Below are 25912 nucleotides of genomic sequence, written 5' to 3' on the forward strand. Positions count from 1 at the left end.
CATACTCGTCAAAAACCGCGCCGCTTGATGCTGGCGCGGTTTTTTTTGACTGCGGATTTAACGCCAACTTAACGTCGCCCAAACATCATCTGCTCGACCAGCAATTTTTTCGCCGGCTTGATCGCATCGACCAGGCCTAGCGATATTCCCAGCAGGGTTTGCGAGAATGCGCCATCCGGCGCACTGGCAAAAACCCGGGCCATCAAGTCGGTCATGCGTATCGTCATGCTGCGATCGGTTTTTCTGCTGGCGGCAAATTTCTTTAGTGTGGCGGGTGATACTTCCTGCGCCAGCAATCTGGCTAATACAGCGGCATCGCGCAAGCCAAGATTAAGGCCCTGACCGGCAACCGGATGCAGGGTCTGGGCGGCGTTTCCGATGGCAACGGTGCGCGTCAAAGTGGCTGGATGCGCGTTCAGGCCGAGCGGAAAACTGTTGCGTTGCGAGGTGCGCGTGAAGCGTCCTACACGGCCGCCGAAGGCGTCTGCCAGTGCTTGCAGAAATGCGCTGTCGTCCAGTGCCAGCAAGCTGGCGGCGGTCGCCGGGCGTACGCACCAGACCAGGGCGTAGCCGTCATCCTGCGGCAAGAGCGCCAGCGGTCCCTGATCGGTGAAGCGTTCAAATGCGCGATGCGCAACCGCTGCGCTGGTGTGCACGTGGGCGACGATGGCGATCTGATCGTAATCGCGTTGCAGTTCCTTGCCGGTTTGCGCGCCGAACAGACCGCCTTCGGCTTGTACCATCACTTTGCTGCGCAGCGTGCGGCCATCCGATAGCTGTAGTTCGACGCCATCGTTTCGTTCATTGCTGGCGCTGACCTGGATTGGGCGCAATAGCCTGATGCCGCTCAATCCCGGCAACGCTGCCAGCGCCGTAATCAAGCTGCCATAACGACTAACGTAACCTAATGCCGGTAGCTGATATTCGTCACGCTCGATTAGTGTGCGGCCGAAATGTCCACGCCGCGAAACGTGGATTTGATGAATGGCGGTGGCGGCCAGCGGCCACGCGCCGACTTCTTCCAAAATCTGCCGGCTGCCATATGACAGTGCGATCGAGCGCGGATCGCCGCGCGCCTGTTCAATGGTTTTGCCATCGATCAGCGCAATCCGGACTGGCGCAACGCCGCGCCTGACCAATAATGCGGCCAGCGTCATGCCGACCGGCCCGGCGCCGCAAATGGCAATGTCGGGAGTGAGAGCGGGATCGGTCATTGCCGCATTAGCGCTTCGATATCGGCCACTGTACGCGGTACGCCGGTGGTCATGATTTCGCAGCCGTTTTCGGTGACGAGTGCATCGTCTTCTATACGGATCCCGATGTTCCAGTATTTTTCCGGCACCCCGTCTGCCGGCCGCACATAGATCCCGGGTTCGATGGTGGTCACCATGCCCGGCTGCAGCGCGCGCCATGGCTTTTGTTTCCCTTCGGCAACCGGCGCATCCAGGTCGCGATATTCGCCGACATCGTGTACATCCATGCCGAGCCAATGGCCGGTGCGATGCATATAAAACTGTTTGTAATCGCCATTGGCAAGCACATCTTCCAGTGTGCCGACCTTGTTCTTGTTCAGCAGGCCGGTATCCAGCATGCCTTGTACCAGCACGCACACTGCGGCGTCGTGACCATCCATGAAATGCCGGCCTGGACGGGTTACCTGAATCGCGGCGTCTTGCGCGGCCAGCGTGATTTCATAGAGTTCTTTTTGCGGTCCGGAGAATACGCCGTTGGCGGGAAAGGTACGGGTGATGTCGGCGGCGTAACTGTCGAATTCGCAGCCGGCGTCGATCAACACCAGATCGCCATCTTTCAGGACCGCGTCGCTGGCGCGGTAATGCAGTACGCAAGCATTGGCGCCGGTGGCGACAATCGATCCATAGGCTGGATATTGCGAGCCTTGGCGGCGGAATTCGTGCAACAGTTCCGCTTCCAGTTCGTATTCGCGCACGCCGGGACGCGCGAAGCGCATGGCGCGGCAATGGGCTTCGGACGAGATCATGCCGGCACGTCGCATCAGCGCAATTTCGTCAGCATCTTTAAACAAGCGCATTTCATCGACCAGCACCTGCACATCGTGTATGGAGGATGGCGCGACGACGCCGGCGCGGCCCATCGCGCGCACGGCGCCTAGCCAGCCTTGCAGTTTTTCGTCGTATTCGCTGCGATGGCCGAGTGTGTAAAAAACAGCGGGTGTATCGGCCAATAATTTCGGCATTTCAAGCGCCAGCGCTTCAATCGGAAATGCCGCGTCAAAGCCGAATTTTTCGCGCGCGGCGTCGGGGCCGTAACGGTAGCCATCCCAGATTTCGCGTTCCAGATTTTTTTCGCGGCAAAACAGAATCGACTGCGGTTTTTCCCCCGCAATGAGTACCACGACGGCGTCCGGCTCCATAAAGCCGGACAGGTAATAGAAATGGCTATCGTGGCGGTACGGGTAATCGGCATCGCGGTTGCGCATGATTTCCGGCGCTGTCGGGACGATCGCCACGCCGCCGCCTTTAGCCTGCATCAGGTTGATTAGCTGGGCGCGACGCGTGGTGTAGGGTTTCATGTGCATCCTTGAGTGTCTGTTGATTACGATGATGTGCGCAATGCCGGTGAATTGCTACAGCGGCGCGTTTAATTGTTCCAGACGTTGGATGGTGCCGACATCCGTCCAGTCACCACGATACACCTCGCCGCCGATCTGGCCGCGGCTTGTGTATTCGCGCAGTATCGGCACCAGCTTGCAGAATTCGCCTGGTGCAACGGCATCGAACATGGCCGGACGGAAGACGCCGATGCCGGCATAGGTAAAGCGCGGTTCACCTTCGTTGGCGAGGGTAAAGCTGTGCACGGCAAAGTCGCCTGCCGGGTGGTGGGGCGGATTCTTGACCAGATACAGCCAGGCCACATCGCGCTTATCGAGCGGATGCGGGACGCCCCAGATATCGTTATCTTCGAGCGTGGTTTTGACCTGTTCGAAATCGAAGTGTGGGCAGTAAATATCGGCTGACACCGCGACGAAGGGTGCATCGCCGAGCAAGTGCCGCACCTTGGCGACGCCACCTGCGGTTTCCAGTGCCGTGCCTTCGGCGGAGTAGGTGATTTTGGCGCCGAATTTGCTGCCGTCGCCGAGCGTGTCTTCGATCAATTGGCCCAGATGGGCGTGATTGATGATGATGTCGGTGATGCCGGCGCGTACCAGATTCAAAATATGCCAGACGATCAGTGGACGGCCGCGGACTTTCAGCAGTGGCTTGGGAGTGGTGTCGGTCAGCGGACGCATGCGCTCGCCGCGACCGGCGGCAAAAATCATTGCTTTCATGGGGACTCGGTTATGTGTAAATGGAGAGTAGCGTGAACGTGGTTAAAACGTATAGCCAACCTGCTGCGGGGTTTCTTCCAGCTTGTCGATGAGACGCACCAGCGGGATCAGTTCGCGGTAGCGCAGCGCAGTTTTGCGCACATATTCCATCACCTGCGGCAAATCCTTCATGTATCCGTCTTTGCCATCGCGATAATTCAGGCGCGCAAACAGGCCCAGGATTTTCAGGTGCCGTTGCAGGCCCATGTATTCAAAATCGCGATAGAAGGTGTCGATGTCCGGCGCGACCGGCAAGCCGGCACGCTTGGCGCGTTCCCAGTAGCGGATCGCCCAATCCAGCACTTGCGCTTCGTCCCAGCTGATGTAGACATCGCGCAGCAGCGAGACCAGGTCGTAGGTGATCGGGCCGTACAGCGCGCCCTGAAAATCCAGTACGCCGGGGTTGCCCTGCGGCAGCACCATCAGGTTGCGGGAATGATAATCACGGTGTACATAGACTTGCGGCTGCGCCATATTGTTGGCGAGTATCGCGTCGAAAACCTGATTCAGGCTGGTGCTTTGTTCGGCGCTCAAGGTCACATTCAAATGCTTGCCGATGTACCACTCCGAGAAAATTTGCAATTCTCGCAATAAAAATGCGCGATCGTATTCCGGCAGCACATCTGGTTTGCTGTGCGTTTGCATTGTTACCAGAGCATCAATGGCATCCAGATACAGCGTGTTGACATTGTCATCATTGAGTTGCTGCAAATACGTCGTCGGCCCAAGGTCGGAGAGTAGCAAAAAGCCACGTTCGACGTCCTGCGCCAGAATCTGCGGCACCGACATCCCGGCGTCGGCAAAGACGCCGGCGATAAAGATGAAAGGCCGGACATCCTCTTGCGGCTGCGGGGCGTCCATGACGATCAGGGTTCTGCCATCGGCCGCGTCAATCCTGAAATAACGCCTGAAACTGGCATCGGCCGAAGCGGGACGGATCGACGCCGGCAAAGTCTGCTGGCCTTCCAGCGTCGACAGCCACTCGAGTATTTGGGTCAGGCGCAGATCGGGTGTGGCGGCGGACGAAGAGGGGGCGCACTGAGGTGATAACTGAGGTGATGTCATTAAGCGGTCCAGGAATACGGTTGTAGGTAGTGAGTTCCCATATAATAAGGGATTAATTTTAAAAAATCGCCTGCGATGGTGTTTGCTCAATGCATTTCATGACACGGTTTTCATCAGTGCTCCTCCCGCAATCGTTGCTGTCGCTTTCCTCATGCTCGCAGTCGCGCGGACGTTTAGCCGCGCGCCAGTTGCCGCGTATGCGGCGCATGGCCTGGCTGATTGCGTCAGTGCTGGCCGCCGCAGTACCTGTGTTCGTGGCGCCGTCTGCGCTGGCGCAGACAACCGGCGCCAAGCAACCGCGCGTCGACGAAAGCGATTTGCCGACGACCGTTGAGGCTGGCCAAATGACCGGGCGTCCGGATCGGGTCATTAATCTCGACAAGGATGTCGATTTGAAGCGCGGCCAGACCGAAGTCAAGGCGGACAAGGCAACTTACCGGATTATTGAAAATGAAGTCGAGGCGCACGGTTGCGTGCGCATGAATCGTTACGGTGACGCATATACCGGCGACGATCTCAAGCTGAATATGGACTCGGGCCAGGGTTTTTTGACGAATCCGACCTATAAGTTGGGAATAAATGGCGGTCATGGTAGCGCCCAACGCTTCGATTTTGAAGACGAAGATCGCGCCAGAGCGGTGAGGGGAACGTATACCACCTGTCCCGGCACCGATCCCGACTGGTATATCAAGTCCAGCACGCTGGATATCGACACCGGTCGTGACGAGGGTATCGCCCATGCTGGCGTGTTGTATTTCAAGCATGTGCCGATCCTGGGTATGCCTATGTTGTCGTTCCCGCTGTCGGGCGAGCGCCAGTCCGGCTTCTTGCCGCCGACGATCGGTACCACCAGCAAGGGCGGTTTCGAGGTAAGTGTGCCTTATTATTTTAATATTGCGCCGAATCGCGACCTGACCTTCACCCCGAATTTGATCACCCGACGCGGTGTGCAGCTGGGTGCCGAAGGGCGCTATCTGGGTGAGACCTACAGCGGTGTGACCCGGCTCGAATATCTGCCTGACGACTTGCTGACCAAGACCAATCGTTATGCGTTGCAGTCGACGCACACGCAGGTCCTGGGCGCTGGTTTCGGCATGTCCTGGAACGTCAACTACGCGTCCGATAATCAATACCCGGATGATTTTTCGCGTTCGATAACACAGAGCGCGCAACGCCTGTTGAACCGCGAGCTCGACCTGACCTACAACGGCGCCCTTGGCAGCGTCACCGCGCTGGCGTCGCGTTATCAGGTATTGCAGGATTTCGATGCCAGCGGCAACCCATTGATTGCCCGCCCGTATGATCGCTTGCCGCAGTTGACCTACACTGTGGGACGCCAGGATGTCGGTGGGTTCGACTGGACAGTGAACGCGCAATATACCCGCTTCAAGAATAGCGCTTACGATGTGCCGACCAGTGTGCTGCTGCCTGGCGAGGGCGAGCGCGCTTACATCAATCCGCAGCTTTCCTATCCGATTATTCGCCCCGGTTATTTTCTGACGCCGAAATTGCAACTGGATGCGACCACGTATAAGCTGACAAACACGGTGGCCGGCGCCGACCAGAGCTTTAGTCGCGTGTTGCCGACGTTCTCGCTGGATAGCGGCCTGATCTTTGAACGCGACGCCAGGCTGTTTGGCAATGCAGTCACGCAAACGCTGGAGCCGCGGCTGTTTTACGTTCGAACGCCGTTCAAGGATCAGAGCAAATTCCCGCTCTTCGACACTGCGCTGGCGGATTTCAACTTTGCCCAGATTTTTACCGAAAACACTTTTTCCGGTCATGACCGCATCAGCGATGCAAATCAGCTGACCATGGCAGTCACCTCGCGCTTTATCGAGGGGAGCGGGCTTGAGCGTTTGCGCCTGGCGGTCGGTCAGCGTTTTTATTTCACCCCGCCGCTAGTGTCGCTGGACAACAGCGTTGTGAACAGCCGCTCCGATTTGTTGCTGGCTGCCGGCGGCCAGCTATCGTCGACGGTTGGCGTTGATAGCAACATTCAGTACAGTCAAAGCAACAACCTGCTGGAGCGCGCGAACTACAGTATTCGCTGGCAACCGGGACCCAAGAAGGTGCTGAATCTGGCGTACCGGCTGGATCGTACTCCTGCGGATGTCGCATTGAACAATAATGAGGTACTGAAGCAGATCGATCTGTCCGCGCAATGGCCGATTGCCAAGCGCTGGTATGGTGTCGGCCGGATCAACTACTCGTTGCAGGACCGGAAAGTTGCCGAAGGCTTGCTCGGCGTAGAGTATAAAGCCGATTGCTGGGTATTCCGCGTAGTAGCACAGCGGACGCCGACATCAACGCAACAGGCCAACTCGGCGCTGTTTTTCCAGCTCGAATTGAATGGTTTGTCGAAACTCGGCTCCAACCCGATGCAGGCGTTGCGTAGCAGCATTCCAGGTTACCAGAATGTAAATCAGCCCGACAATATCATCAGTAATTGAACCCGTCATACTTATCTTTGAATGCTCCCCTAACTATGCGTAAAGTCAATAAGTCCGCCAATAAGCCCCAACTCGCTGCGATGATTGTTGCGATGTTGTTCAGTGCTACCCCCAACGTCTGGGCGCAAAACCCGGCTGCGGGCAAAGCGGCTCCACCGGCCATGCCGGCGCCGGCAGCGGCGGCACCAGCTGCAGCATCGAGGGCTGCAACGCCGCAAACCATCGATGCGATTGTTGCGGTAGTCAATAACGAGGTTATCACGCGTCAGGAGTTAGCCGCACGCATGCGCGACGTTGTGCAGCGTATGCGTGGCCAGGGGATTGAAGCGCCGCCTCCTGCCGAATTCCAAAAGCAGCTGCTGGAACGAATGATTCTCGAGCGCGCGCAAGTGCAGGCGGCTAAAGAACTTGGCCTGTCGGTCGACGATAAAATGCTGGATGCCGCGATTGGCCGGATCGCAGAGCAAAACAAGCTGTCGATGACCGACTTCCGCAAGCAGCTCGATCATGACAAGATTGCGTACCCGACTTTCCGCGAGGAAATCCGTCAGGAAATTTTGCTGCAGCGTCTGCGTGAGCGTGAGGTCGACAACAAGATTCAGATTACCGAATCGGAAGTTGACAACTACCTGACAGCCGAAGCCGGCAACAAACAAACACAACAGGCGCAGCAAGAAGTGAGTTTGGCGCAGATTTTGATCCGGGTGCCGGAAAACGCCTCGGCTGCACAAATTGTCGAGCGCCGCAAACGCGCTGAAGAAGTGCTGCAGCAACTGAAGACAGGCGGTAATTTCGGCAAGATCGCAGCGACTTATTCCGACGCTCCCGACGCACTCACCGGCGGTGAACTGGGATGGCGCCAACAGGAGCGTTTGCCGCAACTGTTTCTTGAGGCGGTGACCGCGCTGAGCCCAGGCCAGGTTTCGCCGATTCTGAAGAGCGCCAACGGTTTTCATATCATCAAGCTCAACGCCAGACGTGCCGCCAGTGCCGACAAGGCGGATGCCGCACCGGTAGAGCAAACCCACGCACGTCATATCCTGATCAAGGTGACGCCGACGGTCTCGGCAGCCGATGCCAAGCGTCGTTTGCTCGAATTGAAAGCGCGCCTGGACAACAACGCGGCCAAGTTTGAAGACCTGGCGAAACTGTATTCAAACGATCTGTCAGCCTCCAAAGGCGGCGATCTCGGCTGGATTTATCCCGGCGATACCGTGCCGGAATTCCAGCGCGCCATGGATGCGCTGAAGCCGGGACAAATCAGCGAGCCGATCGAATCGCCTTTCGGTTATCACCTGATCCAGGTGCTGGAACGTAAAACCGACAGTGCCTCGTCCGATCGCAAACGACTGGCAGCGCGTCAGGCAATTCGTGAGCGCAAGCTGGAAGAGGCCACCAATGACTGGATGCGCCAACTGCGCGACCGCGCTTATGTTGAATACCGTACCGACGAAAACTGATGGTTTAGCCTCGTGTCAGCGCGGGGTGTGTGGTAAGGCCTGCACGACTACTTATTGACCCTGCAATGACGACTCAGATATCTATTAACACCGAACCTGCTGCGTTGACCGGACGCCGTCCGGTTCTCGCTGTCACTTGTGGCGAGCCGGCTGGCATCGGCCCGGAGATTTCGATCAAGGCGGCCTGGCAGTTGCGGTCTGAAATCAATAGCGTGTTGATAGGCGACGCTGCTTTCCTGGCAATGCTTGCGGCCGAGATGGACCCGGCGATTCAATTGGTCGCGTTGTCCGAGCAGGCGTTTCGCAACAGCGGCTTGCCGAATTTCGGGCCGGACCGGATTGCCGTTATCGATTGTCCTTTTAGCGTGCACGTACAACCGGGCAAACTGGACCCGCGCAACGGCCGTGCTATTTTGCGCACCCTGGATATCGCGATTACCGGCGCACTGCAGAAAGACTTTGACGGTATCGTCACCGCACCGCTACAAAAAAGCACCATTAACGATGCCGGCGTTCATTTCACCGGCCATACCGAATACCTGGCGCAAAAAACCGGCACCGCGCAAGTCGTGATGATGCTGGCGACCGACCGCACTACGCCGCCTTTGCGGGTTGCCCTGGCGACCACGCATCTGGCGCTGAAAGATGTGGCGACGGCGATCACTGCCGCCGGTCTGACCCGGACGCTGGAAATTCTGCAGCAAGATTTACAACAGAAATTCGGTTTGGCGCAGCCGCGCATCCTGGTGACAGGCTTGAATCCGCATGCGGGCGAGGGCGGTTATCTGGGACGTGAAGAAATTGACGTCATCACGCCGGTACTGGAGGCCGCCAAGGCCAAAGGCATGCTGGTCAGCGGGCCCTATCCAGCCGATACGCTGTTCCAGCAAAAATACCTGGATCAGGCTGATTGCGTGCTGGCGATGTATCACGATCAAGGCTTGCCGGTGCTGAAATACGCCAGCTTCGGTCATGGCATCAATATCACGCTTGGCTTGCCGATTATCCGCACGTCGGTCGATCACGGCACCGCACTCGACCTGGCGGCGGCCGGCCTGGGCCGTGCCGATCATGGCAGCATGCTGGCTGCGCTCAATGCTGCGGCACAGATGGTGCGCTCGAGCGTCATTCCGGCCAAAAAATAGCTCCACAAAATAGCGCAAGAAATAGGGCAAGAAATAGCTCAAACCAGCAGCTTGCTAAAACAGTAGGTCACCTCATTGCATCAAATACATGAAACATATTCCACGTAAACGCTTCGGCCAGAATTTTCTCACCGATCAGTCAGTGCTGACTGACATCATCAGCGCCATAGCACCACAAGCCGATGACAACATGGTCGAAATCGGTCCCGGCCTGGCGGCGATGACCCGCTTGTTGCTGGAGTCGGTAAAGCAGTTGCATGTAGTCGAACTCGATCGCGATCTGGTCGCACGCTTGCAAAAAACTTTCGATTCGGCGCGTCTTCACGTGCACTCCGCCGACGCGCTGAAATTTGATTTCAGCAGCATTCCACTGGTTGGCGAAGGCAAGTTGCGGGTGGTCGGCAACCTGCCATACAACATTTCCAGCCCGCTGCTATTCCATCTGGCCGAGATCGCGCCGCTGGTGCAAGATCAACATTTCATGTTGCAAAAAGAAGTGGTCGAACGGATGGTGGCGGAACCCGGCAGTAAAACCTTTGGCCGGCTGTCAGTGATGCTGCAGTGGCGTTACAAGATGCAATTAATGTTCATCGTGCCGCCCACCGCGTTTGATCCCCCGCCGCGGGTGGAGTCGGCAATTGTGCGGATGATCCCGCTGGCCGAACCGCTGGCGTGCGATCGGAACAAACTTGAAGATGTGGTGCTGAAAGCCTTCACGCAACGACGCAAGGTGGTTCGTAACAGCCTGTCGGGGTTGTTCACCGAAAACGCATTGATCGATGCCGGTGTCGATCCGCAGGCACGGCCTGAAACGATATCGATGGAACTGTTTGTCGGTCTGGCGAATCGTCTGGCGTAATCTATCGCATCGCGCATTTCAGAATGTGCGCTCTCACTTAAATACATTTAGGCCTTACGAAAAATATCTCAAATCCGTTCGGACTGAGTAGCTGCGCAGCAGCATATCGAAGGCGCGCTTACGTCAGCGCTGACTTCGATACGCCCTTGCGGGCTACTCAGCCCGAACGGGTAGGAGATTTTTCTTGTTTGCGTAAGTCCTAAGAATGACTTGTTGCAGGTCATCGCTTACAGGGTTTGGCTGGTCCAATGTCCGGCCTTGCGCTCGATCAGTTCAATCTTGTAGCCATCCGGATCCTGCACGAAGGCGATAACGGTGCTGCCGCCTTTGACCGGACCGGCTTCGCGGGTGACGTTGCCGCCCTGGGCTTTGACATCGGCACAGGCTTGGTGGACGTCTTCCACTGCGATTGCCAGGTGACCGAAGGCGCTGCCCTGATCGTAACTGTCGACGCCGTAGTTGTAGGTCAATTCCAGTTCGGCATGGTCAGGGTTGCTGCCGTAGCCGACGAATGCCAGCGTGTATTTGTATTCCGGGTTGTCGTTGGTGCGCAGCAGTTTCATGCCGAGTACCTTGGTGTAGAAATCGATCGAGCGTTGCAGGTCGCCGACGCGCAGCATGGAGTGAAGGATACGCATAATTTTTTCTCGCTGGTTGGGGAGGGGAAACAGGCCCTAAGTCCGACAGGCTCCTAGTATCCTAAAAAATCGGAAGCGTCTCTTGCGCACTATCGCGCAACGTTCTTCTGGCGCTTTCAAACTCGGGGAAAATCGATTGTACCGTGGCCCAGAAGCGCGGGCTGTGGTTCATTTCGCGCAGGTGGGACAGTTCATGTGCAATCACGTAGTCGATCAGCGGCAAGGCAAAATGCATCAGCCGCCAGTTCAGGCGGATCTTGCCGTCGGCGGTACAGGAACCCCATTGGGTGGTGGCTGACGAGAGTGCATACGACTTGTAGGCAACCCCCAGTTTTTCTGCGTACAGCGGCAGCCGTTCACCGAAGACCCGTTTGGCTTCAAGCTGCAACCAGCCCAGTACGCGGTCTTTCAATTGCTGTGCGCTGGCATCGGCTGGCAGGCAGACCGTCAGGGTTGCCGCTGCGGCATCGAATTGAATGCCGGCGACCTGCGTGGCGCGGACGCGTAGCGTAATTTTTTCGCCGAGGTAAGGCAATGTTTCGCCATCACGCCATGCCATCTGCGGTTGTAGACGACGTGCCGAGCGATCCCGGTATTCGTGGAGTTTGGTGAAAATCCAGCGCTTCTTTTCGCGAATCGCAGTTTCAATTTCAGCCACCGAGACCCATTTCGGCGCGGTGACGCGCAGTCCATCGTCACTGATCAGAAAGCCGATGGAGCGTCGTTTGGAGCGCAGCAGCGCATAGTCGAGCACGTGCGCATCGATGTGCAGGCGGCGCTTGCCGGCTGTTGGCGCCGGGTTAACCAGTGGCGGCGGCGGGTCTGCCTGCTGTGAAGCCGGATTGGCTGGGCTGGCGTGCGGCACGCTCTGGCGGTCCCTATCGGACGCTTCGACACTGAACAAGTCCAGTTGTCGCGCCAGCGGTGGTGATGGCGGTGAAACCTGCGGCCGCAGATGCGGCTGCAGGTGGGGAGTGGGTTGCTGCGGCTTTTGATGCAAGCGTTTCAAGGTCGTCGGCCGTTAATTAGTGTCACTGCGATTGCATCTGCAGGATGGGCTATTTTGAATAGACGTGCGGTGAAATCACGCGCATTTCAGATTCTATCCAATTTTCAACTTTCTCCATCATTTGAGCGCTGTTCAGTCCTTCAGGTGAAATCGGCTTGCCGATGGATACGGTGATCATCCCCGGCTTCTTGATGAAGGAATTTTTCGGCCAGCACTCGCCTGCATTGACCGCGATGGGAACCACTACCGATTTGGTTTGAATCGCCAGCAGGGTGCCGCCTTGTTTGTATTTGCCTTTTTGGCCGACCGCAATGCGGGTGCCTTCCGGGAACATGATGATCCATTGGCCATCCGCCAGGCGCTTGCGTCCCAGAGCGACCACCTGGGCGAACGCATCGCGACTTTTGCGATCGATCGGGATCATGCGCAACAGGGCAATGCCCCAGCCGAAAAACGGAATGTAGGTCAGCGATTTCTTGAAGACAAACACCAGTGGGCGCGGTGTCATTGGCAGCAGAAAAATGGTTTCCCACGCCGATTGATGCTTGGACAGCACAATTGCCGGTGCATCCGGAAAGTTTTCAGCGCCCTTGACCTGATACTGAATGCCGCAGATGACCTTGGCCAGCCAGATGATAAAGACGTTCCAGCGCGAGGTCAGGTAATAACGTTTGGCGTACGGAAAGGGAGCAAACAAAAAGCAGGCCATGGCCCAGATGACGGTGGTGATCGTCATGATCACAAAAAACAGCAGCGAGCGCAGAAGCAGGGAAAAACGCAGCATACAAACTCCAAAAATTTTAATCGTGCCAAATCCGGCAAGGACTTTGACGCGCGTCACTAAGCCAGCGCAGCCCGGCATCACGCAAGACGTCAGCCGCCGAATATCAAACCGACATTTCCACCGGCTTCTTCAACAGAAAATCGACCACCGCCGCCAAGTCCGGAAAGACCATCGTGCCGGGTGGCAGGCCACCTTGTTCACGGGTCTTTTCGCCTTTGCCGGTCAATACCAGAAACGGCGCACAGCCAGACACGAAGCCGGCTTGCAAATCACGCAGTGAGTCGCCGACGACCGGAACGCCGCTGCGCAGGCTGGTGTCGAAACGTCTGGCGATATCGATCAGCATGCCTGGTTTTGGCTTGCGGCAATCGCAATTGTCATCCGCTGAATGCGGGCAAAAGAAGATCGCATCAATTTTTGCACTGACCAATTGCGCGGCCGTGTGCATCTTTTGATGGATTTCGTTGAGCGCCTCCATGTTGAACAGGCCACGGGCAATCCCTGACTGATTGGTCGCCACCACCACCCGATAACCGGCCTGGTTCAGGCGTGCGATGGCTTCCAGCGAACCCTTGATCGGGATCCATTCATCGGGTGACTTGATGAAGGCGTCGGAGTCCCAGTTAATCACGCCGTCACGATCGAGAATGATCAGTTTCATGGTTTGGCCCATGGCGCTCTCAGGCTGCCAGCTTGGAAATATCGGCGACCTGATTCAGCATCAGGTGCAGATTCGATAGCAGCGCCAGTCGGTTGTTACGCAACTGTTCATCTTCCGCCATCACCATGACATCGTTGAAAAAGGCATCGACTTCGGTGCGCAATTGCGCCAGCGATTGCAACGCGCCGGCAAAGTCGCCTTGCGCGAAGGCGGCGTCGACCAGCGGTTTCAGCCGGGTCATGGCGGCAAACAGATGTTGTTCGGCAACATCGCTCAGCAGGCTCGCTTGTACCGTGCCGGTATCCGCAACATTGTTCTTTTTCAGAATGTTGGTGATGCGCTTGTTGGCAGCTGCCAGCGCTTCGGCTTCGGGCAGTGCGGCAAATGCCTGCACCGCGTCGAGTCGTTCGATGATGTTGTTGAGTGTGTCCGGCTGTTGCGCGACCACTGCTTCGATTTCGTTCGGTGCGTAGCCGCGTTCGCGTAGTAGGCCACGCAAGCGGTCGTACATGAAGCTCAGCACGTCGGCAGCCGGATCCGTGAAGTTGCTGTTGCCGGCAAACGGTTGGGCTGCCACGCGCAACAATTGCTGCAGCGATAACGGCAGACGCTTTTCCAGCAACATACGCAACACGCCCAACGCATGACGACGCAGCGCGAACGGATCCTTGTCGCCGGTCGGCTGCAAGCCGATACCCCAGATGCCGACCAGTGTTTCCAGTTTGTCGGCGAGGGCGACAGCGGTGCCGGTGTCGGTAGTTGGCAGCGCATCGCCGGCAAAGCGCGGTTGATAATGTTCCGAGATCGCCAGCGCCACCTGATCCGCTTCGCCGTCATGACGCGCGTAGTAAGTCCCCATGATGCCTTGCAGTTCCGGGAACTCGCCCACCATGTCGGTCAGCAAATCGGCTTTGGCCAATTCCGCACCGCGCGCGGCCATTGTCGCCAGCGCCGGATCGACGCTGAGCAGCCTGGCAATCGCCACTGCCAATGCCTGTACGCGCTCGGTACGCTGCAACTGGTTGCCGAGCTTGTTGTGATAGACCACGTTGGCCAGCAGCGGGATCCGCTCCGCCAGTTTCTTTTTCTTATCCTGCTCAAAGAAGAATTTGGCGTCCGCCAGACGCGGACGGACCACGCGCTCGTTGCCTTGAATGATGTGCTGCGGATCTTTGGTTGCCAGATTCGAGACGATCAGAAAGCGCGAACGCAATTTTCCGGCAGCATCGGTCAGTGCGAAATATTTCTGGTTGGTTTGCATGGTCAGAATCAGGCATTCCTGCGGTACCGCCAGGAATTCGTCTTCAAAATGGCATGCATACACTACCGGCCATTCGACCAGTGCGGTCACTTCGTCCAGCAATGCTTCCGGCATCAGCACCAGATCGTCTCCGGCGCTTGCCAGCAAGGCGCTGCGAATTTGTTCCTTGCGTTGATCGAAACCGGCGATGACTTTACCTTCGCTTGCCAGTGTTTCGACATAGCTCTCTGCATCGGCAATCGTGAGCGCTCCGTTTGACAGGAAGCGATGGCCGCCGGTAATCCGGTCGGCATTCAGACCCAGCAAGCGCACTGGCACAACGTCGTCGCCATGCAAGGCGATCAGACGATGCGCAGGGCGCACGAAGTGCACCGTTTCGCCGGCGGCCGGGCCATACTGGCGCTGGTAACTCATTTGCTTCGGGATCGGCAGCTTGGCGACCGTATCTTCCAGGACCACTTGCAAACCGGTTTCCAGCGCTGCGCCTTTGGCGGTGTAGTTGTAGAAAAAACTGTCGTTCTTGCCGTCGGCGCAGCGTTCCAGTTGATCCGGGGTGATCAGCACAGCGTTGGTGGCTGCAGCCAGCGCTGCCAGTTTCTTGATCAGCGGCGCGCTCGGTTTGCCTTCGGAATCGAGCGCCACCGATACCGGCAGCACTTTTTCACGCATGATCTTATCCAGTGAGACCGCACGCACGTGGCTGATGGCAACTGCCAGGCGACGCGGTGTAGCGTAGGCGGTGGCGACGGCATCGTGGGTCAGGAAATCACGTGCCTTCAAGCCATTGAAAATACCGGCGGCGAAAGCGTTGCCGAGTTTTTCCAGCGCCTTCGGCGGCAATTCTTCAGTGAAAATTTCGATTAAAAGGGTGGAACTCATGCTGCCTCACTCCCTGCGCGGCGTGCCACTGTCGTGGTGTACTCGTCGCCAAATTCTTTCAACAATAACGCGGCATTTTTCTCGTTCAGTTCCCACATCGGGAAGCCGAGTTTTTCGCGCGAGTCGTAATACGCCTTCGCGACTTCGCGCGACAGGTTACGGATGCGGCCCATGTAGGCAGCCCGCTCGGTGACCGAAATCGCACCGCGTGCATCCAGCAGATTGAAGGTGTGGGCGGCTTTCAAGACCATTTCATAGGCTGGCAGCGCCAACGGGATCGCCAGCAATTTCTTGGCCTGCGCTTCGTAATTGCCGAACAGCGGGAACAGGAATTCGGTATCCGCGTATTCAAAGTTGTAAGTCGATTGCTCGACTTCATTTTGATGGAATACGTCGCCGTAGCTGAGATGCTTCTTGACGCCATGTTCGACCCATTCGGTCCACACCAGGTCGTAGACGTTTTCGACACCTTGCAAATACATTGCCAGACGCTCGATGCCGTAGGTGATCTCGCCCAATACCGGTTTGCAGTCGAGGCCGCCGACCTGCTGAAAATAAGTGAATTGCGTGACTTCCATGCCGTTCAGCCAGACTTCCCAGCCCAGACCCCAGGCACCCAGGGTCGGGTTTTCCCAGTCGTCTTCGACGAAGCGCACATCGTTCTTTTGCAGATCGAGGCCCAGCGCTTCGAGTGAGCCGAGGTACAGATCGAGAATGTTTTCCGGTGCCGGCTTCAAGACCACCTGATATTGGTAGTAGTGCTGCATGCGGTTCGGGTTGTTGCCGTAGCGGCCGTCTTTAGGACGGCGCGATGGTTGCACATAGGCGGCACGCCAGGGTTCCGGCCCGATTGCGCGCAGGAAAGTAGCTGTATGCGAGGTACCGGCGCCGACTTCCATGTCGTAAGGTTGCAGCAATGCGCAACCCTGAGCGTCCCAATAGTCTTGCAGTTTGAGAATAATTTGTTGAAATGTGAGCATTATTTTTGTGCTATTCCATGCGGCAGGGGCCGTTGCTGAAAAGCAAAGTTGAGTTTCGCTGAAAGCAGCGATTTTAGCGGGTTTTGCTGGGCTTATGTGGCTAGTAGTCAGTTGTTGTGTTGTTACCGCACGCACCTGACACCTTTTCCTTATGTCGCAGTCAGCGTTGCCGGCGCCCGGCCAGCCACGCGCCGATCAGCATCAGTGCCGCCAGCACCAGCAGCAAGCGGTTGCCGAGCAAAATGTAGGGCGTATTGCCGCCATACCCCTGGACTGAGGCAGCCAGCGTGCCACGGCTGAGTGGCGGCAAGTGTGCGCTGACGTTGCCGTGCGCATCGATCACGGCGGTGGTGCCGGTATTGGTCGCACGCAGCATCGGGCGGCCGGTTTCGATGGCGCGCATTTGTGAAATTTGCAAGTGTTGCGGCAAGGCGATCGAATCGCCGAACCAGGCAATATTCGACATATTCAGCAGGAGCGTCGCCGCCGGATGACCGCTAGCCACGGAAGCGGCCAGTTGTGCAGCGATTTCTTCGCCAAACAAATCCTCGTAGCAAATATTCGGCATGACCCATTGATCCTTGACCGCGAACGGGGCCTGAACCGGCGCGCCGCGGTTGAAGTCGCCGAGCGGGATCTGCATCAGATTGACAAACCAGTGGAAGCCGAACGGAATGAATTCGCCAAATGGCACCAGATGGTGTTTGTCGTAACGGTAAATTGTTGGCCGGCCGGCGCTGCTATCCGCAGTCCCGGGCGAAAATCCCAGCACACTGTTGGCATATAGCTCGGGACCGTCGGTGAGCGGAATGCCGAGGGCGATATGGCTGCCGGATTGCTGCGCAAATTGCGCTATCGCCGGCAGGTATTCCGGTGGCAACTGGGTTTGCAATAGCGGCACCGCAGTTTCCGGCGTCACGATCAGGTCGGCTGGCGCGGCGCTGATCATGTCTTTGTAAAGACCCAGGGTGTTATCGAGCTGCGCCGTATTGAACTTCATCTCCTGCGGGATATTTCCTTGCAGCAGGCGTACCGAAATCGGTTGGCCACTGGGCTTGGTCCAGTCGATGGTGTGCAGGCCGAAGCCGGCTGACAGAATGAGTATTGCCGCCACGCAGGGGAGTTTCTGCTGCGGCAATACAGCCAGACAGCCCGCGACCAGCGCAGCGATCGCACCGACACCATACACACCGATCAGCGGTGCGTAGCCGGCCAGCGGACTGGCGGTGTGCGCATAGCCGGACACCAGCCATGGAAAGCCGGTAAATATCCAGCCGCGCAACCATTCGCTCAAGCCCCACAGCGCTGGAAAAATCGCCAGCGCAGTCAGCAGCGGCGAGGCTGACCAGCGTTGTCGCAACCAGATACTCAGTCCCGCCGTGGCCCCCGCATACAGGCCGACAAATAGCGCCAGCAACGCCACCGCCAATGCGGCAATCCAGCCCGGCATGCCGCCATACACGTGCATGCTGATATACAGCCAGTAAACGCCGCAGACGCTCCAGCCAAAGCCGTACGCCCAGCCGAGCAGCAAGCCGTGCCTGACCGTGTCGGTTCTGAGCAGGCACCACATCAGCAGCGCCAGCGTCAGCAGCTGGACCGGCCAGGCGCCGAACGGCGCAAAGGCGAATACATTGAGTGCGCCGAGCAGAGCGGCGAGCGGGAGCTGGGTGCGGTTGAAGCGGAAGGTCGTACCCTTCGATACGCTACTCAGGGCTATCGGAGGGGCGGACACTAGAATTCCTGGCCCGGCTGCCCGCCCTGTATTTTTTCTACCAGCAACACATGCACCTGGCGGGCGTCGGCGCGCAGCACTTCAAAGCGCACGCTATCGATGGTGAATTCATCGCCCTTGCGCGGCACCCGACCCAGGTGGTTGGCAACCAGGCCGCCGATCGTGTCGACGTCTTCGTCGGAAAAATGCGTTTCCAGCGCTTCGTTGAATTGCGCGATTTCGGTCAGGGCCTTGATGCGCCAGCGCGCGCCGTGGTCGCCGTCGCGGATTACCAGGATATTGTCGTCTTCTTCGTCGAAATCGTATTCGTCTTCGATATCGCCGACGATTTGTTCCAGTACGTCTTCGATGGTGATCAGGCCGGCGACGCCGCCGTATTCATCGACCACGATGGCCATGTGATTGCGATTGGCGCGGAAGTCGCGCAACAGCACGTTGAGGCGTTTCGACTCCGGAATGAAGACGGCCGGGCGCAGCATGTCGCGCACGTCGAACGAATCTTCGGCGTAGTAGCGCAGCAAATCCTTCGCCAGCAGCACGCCGATGACTTTGTCGCGTTCGCCATCGACGGCAGGAAAGCGTGAGTGCGCGGTCGATAAGACTTCCGGCATCCATTCTTCAATCGGCTTGGTGATGTCGATCATATCCATTTGCGAGCGCGGCACCATGATGTCGCGGGCGGAAAGATCGGATACCTGAAAAACCCCTTCGATCATCGACAAGGCGTCGGCGTCGATCAGGTTGCGCTCATGCGCATCTTGCAATACGTCGAGTAGCTCGGCGCGGTTTTCAGGCTCGGGGGAAATCAGGGCGGTCAGGCGTTCAAACAATGACCTGTGGGGTTTAGCGTCAATAGATTTGACGCTACTAGAGTGCTCGGGCATATGGCGTTAGCCTTGGATTCGCGTTGTTTCGGATGCAATAGGATACAACAAATATGTGACGGGACGACGAAATGTGCGTTCCGGCAACGCCATATTAACGCGTGCGATGGGATTTGACTTCCAGGAAAAGATACGGGCAATGCGATCAACGCATTGCCCGTAATGTTATGAATGTATTAATTATTTCTTCATTTCATCTTTTGCCATGCCACCTTTACCCATGTCATCCTTGCCCATCGCATCCTTGCCCATGGCGTCTTTTTCCATGCCCGATTTTTTCTTCATCATCTTGTGGGGTTTCTTCGGCATCTTGTCCTTGCCCATTTCGTCTTTGGCCATTGTGTGATCCTTGGCCATGGTGTCTTTCCCCATCGCATCCGGCTTCATGGCATCTTGCGCATACACGCTGCCGCCAGCCAACATCAGACATGCAAGCAATAGAGTCGATAAGTTCTTTTTCATTTAAGTCTCCATAGAAAGAAAAGCGGCAAAAATGCCATGAAAATCAGCGATTACCTCAGGATTTAGGAACCGCCGAACCAGTTGTACCCCTGGTCTTCCCAGTAACCGCCGGGGTAGGTATTCGTAACCTCAATCGACACAATATGTTTCGGATTTTTGTAGCCGAGTTTGGTCGGCATCCGCAGCTTCATCGGGAAGCCATATTTCGGCGGCAAAGTTTCGCCGTCGTAGGTCAGCGTGAGTTGGGTTTGCGGGTGCAGCGCGGTCGGCATGTCGATGCTGGTGTGGTAATCGTCGCCGCACTGAAAATCGACATATTTGGCGCTCAAGTCCGCGCCAATCTGTTTCAGGAAGGTTGAGAACGGTACACCGCCCCAGCGCCCGATGGCGCTCCAGCCTTCCACGCAGATGTGGCGCGTAATCTGCTCGGTTTGCGGCAGGCGGTGCAATGCATCGAGCGTCCAGGGACGCTTGTTGCTGACCAGTCCGCCGACTTCCAGCTGGTAGTCGGCGGCCGCGATTTCGGGCACTTCGTCTTCGCTGTAGTACGCATTAAACGGGAATGGGCGCGTCATCATGGCGGCCGGATAAGTCGGCGCCAAGCGGTTGGGATCGAACAGCCAGGCTTGCACCCCGTCATTCATTCTGGAGATACGTTCCAGCATGTGATTTATCGAGGCTTCATCGGTGATATTGCAGCCGGTGAGCAGCGCCAGCCCGCCTAGCGTCAGCGCACGTTTGGCAAACAGGCGGCGCGACGGCATGGACAGTTCGCGGCGCGCATCCTTTAATATCGATTCGGTGTCGAATTGCGTGCCTGTAAGTATAAGCCGGGATTTTTTGACCATGATCGAATCTCCTTATCGCCCGCGCAGCATGGCCAGCAGCGTGCGCGGCACCAGTGCGACCATGACGACGTGGACCAGAATAAACAGTACCAGAAAGCTCATGGCACAAAAGTGCACTATGCGGGCGCTGTCATAGCCGCCCATCAGTTCGCGCAGAATCGGGAACTGTACCGACTTCCAGATCGCCAGGCCTGAAATCACCAGCAGCACCAGATCGAGAATCACCGAGACATAGGCCAGCTTTTGTACCGCGTTATATTTGTCGAGAGCGTCGTGCTGGAGTTTGCCGGTGAGGGCTTTTTTCATGTCTTGCAGTACCTCGGCCGGACGCAGCGGAAAAAACTTCTTCCACAAGCGCCCCGTTCCGGCGTTGATCAGCAGATACAGCAGGCCGTTGAAGACCAGCAGCCACATCGCGGCAAAATGCCACTGCAATGCACCGCCCAGCCAACCTCCCAGCGTCCACTCGCTGGGAAAGCGAAACGGGAATATCGGCGAAGCGTTATAAATGCGCCAGCCGCTGAAAATCATCACGATCACCGCAAGGGCATTCAGCCAGTGTGTGATACGCAGCCAGACCGGATGAATGATGGTCTTGTTGGTCGCTGGAGTGTTCATTTTTTGTCCGCCTGCGTAAGTGAAGGTGAGGTCAATATGATGTCTCTGTTCAGGATGGGCTTCAATTGACGTGTCCAAAATGCTTGCATGACGCATAGTCGTGGAGACAAACAATTCCTTACACGGATACAACACATGCTAGTACTTTTTTTGAGAAAAAGTAGAGTTATCCAGGTGTTAACTACCTGGAATGTTGTTTTATGGAAAGTGCATTGTTTGCAGCAGGTACGCAGTCAGTCCGTGCCTGATCCGCGAACGGGAGTCTCGGCATGGCTAGCGCGTAGTGCGGAAGTGTGAGGTGCCGGTTGAAGGCACGGTGGCGCGGGGCAGGGGAATGCTGCGGTGGACGCTACCGCGTATGAGGTCTCAAGCCGTGTTCAGGCGTTAGTGCGGTCCGCATAGGGATTAGGCCAGCCCAAGGCGGTCAGGATGTCAATTTCCAGGCCTTCCATCTCGGTCGCTTCGTCATCGTCCTCATGGTCGTAGCCCTGCGCGTGCAAAACGCCATGCACTACCAGATGTGCGGCGTGTTCTTCGACGGACTTGCTTTGCTCGGCGGCTTCGCGTTGCAGTACATCGGTGCACAGAATGATGTCGGCCTCGGTGGTTTCGGCGTCTTCATCTTCGGTGTAGGCGAACGTCAGTACGTTGGTGGCGTAATCCTTGCCGCGGTAATCGCGGTTCAATGCCCGACCTTCTTCGGCATCGACAAAGCGGATGGTCAGTTGCGCCGGCGCCAGCAGCGCCGCTTTCACCCAGCGCCGCAACTGCGGGCGCAAGATGACTTCTTTCAGGCGCGGGTCCGGGTATTGGACTGACAAGGAGAGTTTATTTTTTTGCGACATTGCGGCTACGGGCTCGTTTGGTGATGCCGGTTTCGACCGGTTTCAGGAGTTTGGCGGGTGTGGCGGGCGGTATGGCGGTTTCAATCACGCCATGGGTCGAGGCCACCGGCGTGGCCAGCAGCGCCGCTTCATAGGCGTCGACGATGCGCGCCACCAGCGGATGACGCACCACGTCGGTACTGTTGAAGCGGGTGAAGGCGATGCCGCGCACGTCTTTCATAATGTTCATGGCATCGATCAGGCCGCTCTTCTGGCCGCGTTGCAAGTCGATTTGCGTGACGTCGCCGGTGACCACGGCTTTGCTGCCGAAGCCGATCCGTGTCAAAAACATCTTCATTTGTTCCGGCGTGGTGTTTTGCGCTTCATCCAGAATAATGAAAGCATGGTTCAAGGTGCGGCCGCGCATGTACGCGAGCGGGGCGATTTCAATTGCCTGCTTCTCAAACATTTTCTGCGTGCGATCGAAACCCAGCAAATCGTACAACGCGTCATACAGGGGACGCAGATACGGATCGACTTTTTGCGCGAGATCGCCCGGCAGGAAGCCTAGCCGTTCGCCGGCCTCGACCGCCGGCCGGGTCAGCACGATGCGTTTCACCGCGTCGCGTTCCAGCGCATCGACTGCGCAAGCTACCGCCAGATAGGTTTTTCCGGTGCCGGCCGGGCCGATGCCTAGCGTGACATCGTGTTCCAGGATTGCCCGGATGTACGCACTTTGATGCGGTGTACGGCCACGTAAATCAGCCCGACGGGTTTTGAGTACCGGACTTTCGATTTCAGTACGGGTTACTTCGGCTTCTGCGAGATCGTCGTCAACCGTGCTGCCGGGTGCACCATTGTCGGCATGCTTTTTGTTATGCGGTTGATTGGCACGCTGTTCGACCAGCGCCAACTGGATTTCATCAACCGAAATCACGCGATGGGCCAGCGCATAAAACTGTTCGAGCATCTCGACTGCGCGCGCGGCATTCGCGCCTGCCGCAATGAATTTTTCGCCGCGACGGAACAGGGTAACGTCCAGCGCGGCGGAAATCTGCCGCAGGTTTTCATCCAGCGGCCCGCACAAATGCGCCAGCTTGGTATTGTCAAGCGGTTGTGGAATGAAGTACTGCGGCTGAGTTGGCGTTTTAGTTTTCAAGCTATTCTTAGATAGTCGGTTATTGCATCAAAAAGTAGGAAGCGTACCGCCTTCCACCATGAGGGTGTGCAAATATCGGTGCTGAACGGTAACGCTTAATTCGCCCGCCATGACAACTTACCCGGCAACTAGGACCAGCATCTCGCCGCGCAATGAATACTTATAAGTCTCGGTGATCGTGACGTCGATCAGTTGTCCGACCAGGCCTGCGCCATTCGGACCGCCGTCAAAGTTCACCACCCGATTGTTTTCAGAACGGCCTTGCAACTCGTTGGGATCTTTCTTGGACGGCCCCTCGACCAATATCCGTTGCACCGTACCGACCATCTGTGCGCTGATGCGAATGGTGTTGTCTTGAATCACCGCCTGCAGATGTTGCAGACGTCTGAGTTTGACGTCATTTGGCGTCACGTCTTCAAGATTGGCTGCCGGTGTGCCGGGACGCGGACTGAAAATAAAGCTGAAACTGTTGTCGTAGCCAATGTCGTGTATCAGCTTCATCAGGGCGTCGAAATCTTCCTCAGTCTCGCCCGGGAAGCCGACGATGAAGTCACTCGAGATGCAGATATTCGGCCGCACCTGACGCAGGCGACGGATCACCGATTTGTATTCGAGCACGGTGTAGCCGCGCTTCATCGCCGCCAGAATCCGATCCGAGCCGTGCTGCGCCGGTAAATATAAATGATCGACCAGCTTCGGCACTTTGGCGTAGGTATCGATCAGGCGCTGCGTAAACTCCTTGGGATGGCTGGTGACGAAACGAATCCGTTCGATCCCGGGAATCTCGGCGATGAATTCGATCAGCAGCGCGAAGTCGGCAATCTCGCCGTCCGCCATGGCGCCGCGGAAGGCATTCACGTTCTGGCCCAGCAATGTGATCTCTTTGACGCCTTGGTCGGCCAGTCCGGCGACCTCAGTCAGCACATCGTCAAAGCGGCGCGATACTTCTTCGCCACGGGTGTAGGGCACGACGCAGTAGCTGCAATACTTGCTGCAGCCTTCCATGATAGACACGAAGGCCGTCGCGCCATCGACTTTGGCGGGCGGCATGTGATCGAATTTTTCGATTTCGGGAAAGCTGATATCGACTTGCGAATTGCCGGTCATGCGGCGCTGCTTGATCATCTCCGGCAAACGATGCAGGGTTTGCGGACCAAACACCATGTCTACGTACGGTGCGCGCTTGACGATGGCCGCGCCTTCTTGCGAAGCCACACAGCCGCCAACGCCGATCAACAGATTGGGATTCTTGAGTTTCAGTTCACGCAGACGGCCCAGATCGGAAAACACTTTCTCCTGCGCCTTTTCGCGCACCGAGCAAGTGTTCAGCAGGATCACGTCAGCATCTTCCGGACGATCGGTTTTGATCAAGCCATCGGACGCGTTCAGGACATCGGCCATCTTGTCCGAGTCGTACTCGTTCATCTGGCAGCCGAAGGTTTTGATAAAGACTTTCTTTTGTATCGTTTTTTCCATGACTACCATTTCAGATTGCTGAGTTGATTCGCGACCGGTTGGCTGGCTTCATCCGTGGTCAGGATCCAGACCCGGTCGACGTCACCTTGCGCATTTTGCGTGTAATTCACCAGATAGCTGCTGTTGCCCAGCGACACCGGAATCTGCGTCAGGTGATTCTGGTTCCAGATCCGCGAACCGGGCGCCAGCCGCAAAGTCTTGCTATCCATGGAGATCACCGGATAGGCGATGATCGTCATGTTGCCGCGCAATGTGGTGGCCGGAAAAGTGCGTTCAAACGCTGCTGCGGAAAGTGTCAGGGTTGCCAGCGCTATCGCAATCAGCCAGCGTATTGACCACATCGTTGCCTGCATAGGAACTCCGTTGATTTAATTCGTAGTGAACGCCATGCCATATGCCAACACAGCACGCAGAAAACGGTGCTTGCACGGCCGCCGGCGTGACGAACTCGCCGGCCCTCGCGAGCGCGGATTATAACATTTGCGCCTGCCGGAGTTCTGGTTCGGAACGCAGCCGCGACCGGAGGGCAGCGGCCGGGCTTATTACTGTCTGAAAATTAGTTAATTAACAATGTTTTTGGCTGGCGGCGTTTACGCGGCGATGACAGGCGCTTATCGCTCCACGGATACTGCCTTCAGCTAAGACCGACCACCGGAATGGACGCCCCATGAATGCTGCGCGCTGCATTCGATGCCAGGAACAGGATGACCTCCGCCAGCGATTCCGGCGCCACCCAGTTGGCGGGATTGGCGTCGGGCATTGCGGATCGGTTCGGCGGGGTGTTCAGTATGCTCGGCAGCACGCAATTCACATTGATGCCGTGTTCCCGCAACTCGGCCGCCATGCTTTCGGTTAATCGTGCAACGGCGCTCTTCGATGCGCAATAGGCGCTCATCCCGCCCTTGCCGGTCAGCGCCGAATTGGCGCCGATATTGATGATTTTTCCGCTGCCGGCGGCGATCATTTGCGGCACTACCGCACGTGCGGTGTTGATCACCGACCCGGCGTTCAGATCCATCATGGTGTGCCAGGTCTCGCCCAGCAATTCATGTACGGGCGCTCCCACCTGGAAACCGCCGGCGATATTGCACAAGATGTCGATGCGACCGAATTTTGCCATTGAGGCGTTGGCCGCCGCGCTTACCGAATCCGGATCAAGCAAATTGACTGCCGAAAACAGCCACGCCGGCGCTGGTTGCGGATACGCGGCAAGCAGATGTTCTTCGTCAATATCCCATAGTGCCAAATTGGCACCCGCCGCGGCGAATGCTGCGGCAACGGCTTTGCCGAGCGAGCCGGCAGCGCCGGTAATGACAACGTTCTTGCCGGTAAATGTCATGACAAACTCCTTTTCTGGAAATGCGTT

The 25912-nt window shown here is 57.1% G+C and carries 24 protein-coding genes; 4 read left to right on the plus strand and 20 right to left on the minus strand.

The window, feature by feature from the left end:
• Nucleotides 1-68: 68 nt before the first annotated feature.
• Genes AC3CHX_RS02180 through AC3CHX_RS02195 form a run of 4 tightly spaced genes read right to left on the minus strand, consistent with a single transcriptional unit; the run spans nt 69 to nt 4411 of the window.
• A complete protein-coding gene (locus tag AC3CHX_RS02180) occupies nt 69-1214 on the minus strand; it encodes an FAD-dependent monooxygenase (RefSeq protein ID WP_488642475.1) in 1146 nt (381 codons plus the stop codon).
• On the minus strand, nt 1211-2551 hold the full coding sequence (locus tag AC3CHX_RS02185; protein ID WP_488642476.1) for an aminopeptidase P N-terminal domain-containing protein: 1341 nt from the start codon (nt 2549-2551) through the stop codon (nt 1211-1213). The genes AC3CHX_RS02180 and AC3CHX_RS02185 overlap by 4 nt, the downstream gene beginning before the upstream one ends.
• A 54-nt stretch (nt 2552-2605) precedes the next feature.
• Complete coding sequence (gene murU / locus AC3CHX_RS02190) at nt 2606-3307, minus strand: N-acetylmuramate alpha-1-phosphate uridylyltransferase MurU (protein WP_488642477.1); 702 nt, start codon at nt 3305-3307, stop codon at nt 2606-2608.
• A 42-nt stretch (nt 3308-3349) separates the two neighbouring features.
• On the minus strand, nt 3350-4411 hold the full coding sequence (locus AC3CHX_RS02195; protein WP_488642478.1) for an aminoglycoside phosphotransferase family protein: 1062 nt from the start codon (nt 4409-4411) through the stop codon (nt 3350-3352).
• Between the two features lie 98 nt (nt 4412-4509).
• Between AC3CHX_RS02195 and AC3CHX_RS02200 the strand changes: the two genes are divergently transcribed.
• The 4 genes from AC3CHX_RS02200 (at nt 4510) to rsmA (ending at nt 10328) form a co-directional block, all read left to right on the plus strand.
• The gene (locus AC3CHX_RS02200; RefSeq protein ID WP_488644699.1) at nt 4510-6864 is read left to right on the plus strand and encodes an LPS-assembly protein LptD; all 2355 of its coding nucleotides are present in this window, start codon (nt 4510-4512) and stop codon (nt 6862-6864) included.
• Between the two features lie 35 nt (nt 6865-6899).
• Nucleotides 6900-8324: a peptidylprolyl isomerase gene (locus tag AC3CHX_RS02205; protein WP_488642479.1), complete on the plus strand. Its 1425-nt coding sequence runs from the start codon at nt 6900-6902 to the stop codon at nt 8322-8324.
• 65 nt (nt 8325-8389) lie between these two features.
• A complete protein-coding gene (gene pdxA, locus AC3CHX_RS02210; RefSeq protein ID WP_488642480.1) occupies nt 8390-9469 on the plus strand; it encodes a 4-hydroxythreonine-4-phosphate dehydrogenase PdxA in 1080 nt (359 codons plus the stop codon).
• 88 nt (nt 9470-9557) lie between these two features.
• Nucleotides 9558-10328: a 16S rRNA (adenine(1518)-N(6)/adenine(1519)-N(6))-dimethyltransferase RsmA gene (gene rsmA / locus AC3CHX_RS02215; protein ID WP_488642481.1), complete on the plus strand. Its 771-nt coding sequence runs from the start codon at nt 9558-9560 to the stop codon at nt 10326-10328.
• 227 nt (nt 10329-10555) lie between these two features.
• Here rsmA and gloA read toward each other — a convergent pair whose 3' ends face one another.
• The 16 genes from gloA to AC3CHX_RS02295 all read right to left on the minus strand — a co-directional run bounded on the left by gloA (nt 10556) and on the right by AC3CHX_RS02295 (nt 25885).
• Nucleotides 10556-10966 carry a lactoylglutathione lyase gene (gloA, locus tag AC3CHX_RS02220; protein ID WP_488642482.1) on the minus strand — a complete coding sequence of 137 codons (411 nt, stop codon included), beginning with the start codon at nt 10964-10966 and terminating at the stop codon, nt 10556-10558.
• A gap of 61 nt (nt 10967-11027) precedes the next feature.
• Complete coding sequence (locus AC3CHX_RS02225; RefSeq protein ID WP_488642483.1) at nt 11028-11975, minus strand: M48 family metallopeptidase; 948 nt, start codon at nt 11973-11975, stop codon at nt 11028-11030.
• Between the two features lie 49 nt (nt 11976-12024).
• Complete coding sequence (locus AC3CHX_RS02230) at nt 12025-12759, minus strand: lysophospholipid acyltransferase family protein (RefSeq protein WP_488642484.1); 735 nt, start codon at nt 12757-12759, stop codon at nt 12025-12027.
• A gap of 103 nt (nt 12760-12862) precedes the next feature.
• Nucleotides 12863-13420 (minus strand): D-glycero-beta-D-manno-heptose 1,7-bisphosphate 7-phosphatase, encoded by a 558-nt coding sequence (gene gmhB / locus AC3CHX_RS02235; RefSeq protein WP_488644700.1) that lies wholly within the window; start codon nt 13418-13420, stop codon nt 12863-12865.
• Between the two features lie 19 nt (nt 13421-13439).
• Nucleotides 13440-15560 (minus strand): glycine--tRNA ligase subunit beta, encoded by a 2121-nt coding sequence (gene glyS, locus AC3CHX_RS02240; protein WP_488642485.1) that lies wholly within the window; start codon nt 15558-15560, stop codon nt 13440-13442.
• The gene (glyQ, locus tag AC3CHX_RS02245) at nt 15557-16540 is read right to left on the minus strand and encodes a glycine--tRNA ligase subunit alpha (protein WP_488642486.1); all 984 of its coding nucleotides are present in this window, start codon (nt 16538-16540) and stop codon (nt 15557-15559) included. Before glyQ ends, glyS begins: the two co-directional genes overlap by 4 nt.
• A gap of 160 nt (nt 16541-16700) precedes the next feature.
• The gene (lnt, locus tag AC3CHX_RS02250) at nt 16701-18260 is read right to left on the minus strand and encodes an apolipoprotein N-acyltransferase (protein WP_488644701.1); all 1560 of its coding nucleotides are present in this window, start codon (nt 18258-18260) and stop codon (nt 16701-16703) included.
• 14 nt (nt 18261-18274) lie between these two features.
• Nucleotides 18275-19159 carry a CorC family transporter gene (locus tag AC3CHX_RS02255; RefSeq protein WP_488642487.1) on the minus strand — a complete coding sequence of 295 codons (885 nt, stop codon included), beginning with the start codon at nt 19157-19159 and terminating at the stop codon, nt 18275-18277.
• 180 nt (nt 19160-19339) lie between these two features.
• Entirely contained in the window at nt 19340-19621 is a 282-nt protein-coding gene (locus AC3CHX_RS02260) for a pentapeptide MXKDX repeat protein (RefSeq protein ID WP_488642488.1), read from the minus strand.
• 62 nt (nt 19622-19683) lie between these two features.
• Nucleotides 19684-20469 (minus strand): molybdopterin-dependent oxidoreductase, encoded by a 786-nt coding sequence (locus AC3CHX_RS02265; RefSeq protein ID WP_488642489.1) that lies wholly within the window; start codon nt 20467-20469, stop codon nt 19684-19686.
• A 12-nt stretch (nt 20470-20481) separates the two neighbouring features.
• On the minus strand, nt 20482-21087 hold the full coding sequence (locus AC3CHX_RS02270) for a cytochrome b/b6 domain-containing protein (RefSeq protein ID WP_488642490.1): 606 nt from the start codon (nt 21085-21087) through the stop codon (nt 20482-20484).
• A gap of 377 nt (nt 21088-21464) precedes the next feature.
• On the minus strand, nt 21465-21932 hold the full coding sequence (gene ybeY / locus AC3CHX_RS02275; RefSeq protein WP_488642491.1) for an rRNA maturation RNase YbeY: 468 nt from the start codon (nt 21930-21932) through the stop codon (nt 21465-21467).
• On the minus strand, nt 21916-23070 hold the full coding sequence (locus AC3CHX_RS02280; RefSeq protein WP_488642492.1) for a PhoH family protein: 1155 nt from the start codon (nt 23068-23070) through the stop codon (nt 21916-21918). Before AC3CHX_RS02280 ends, ybeY begins: the two co-directional genes overlap by 17 nt.
• Before the next feature lie 117 nt (nt 23071-23187).
• Nucleotides 23188-24534, minus strand: coding sequence for a tRNA (N6-isopentenyl adenosine(37)-C2)-methylthiotransferase MiaB (gene miaB / locus AC3CHX_RS02285; protein ID WP_488644702.1), 1347 nt, complete (start codon nt 24532-24534; stop codon nt 23188-23190).
• Nucleotides 24535-24548: 14 nt separating this feature from the next.
• Nucleotides 24549-24899, minus strand: coding sequence for a hypothetical protein (locus AC3CHX_RS02290; protein ID WP_488642493.1), 351 nt, complete (start codon nt 24897-24899; stop codon nt 24549-24551).
• A gap of 281 nt (nt 24900-25180) precedes the next feature.
• On the minus strand, nt 25181-25885 hold the full coding sequence (locus AC3CHX_RS02295; protein WP_488642494.1) for an SDR family NAD(P)-dependent oxidoreductase: 705 nt from the start codon (nt 25883-25885) through the stop codon (nt 25181-25183).
• Between the last annotated feature and the right edge of the window lie 27 nt (nt 25886-25912).

The organism is Glaciimonas sp. OK215, from assembly GCF_057787885.1.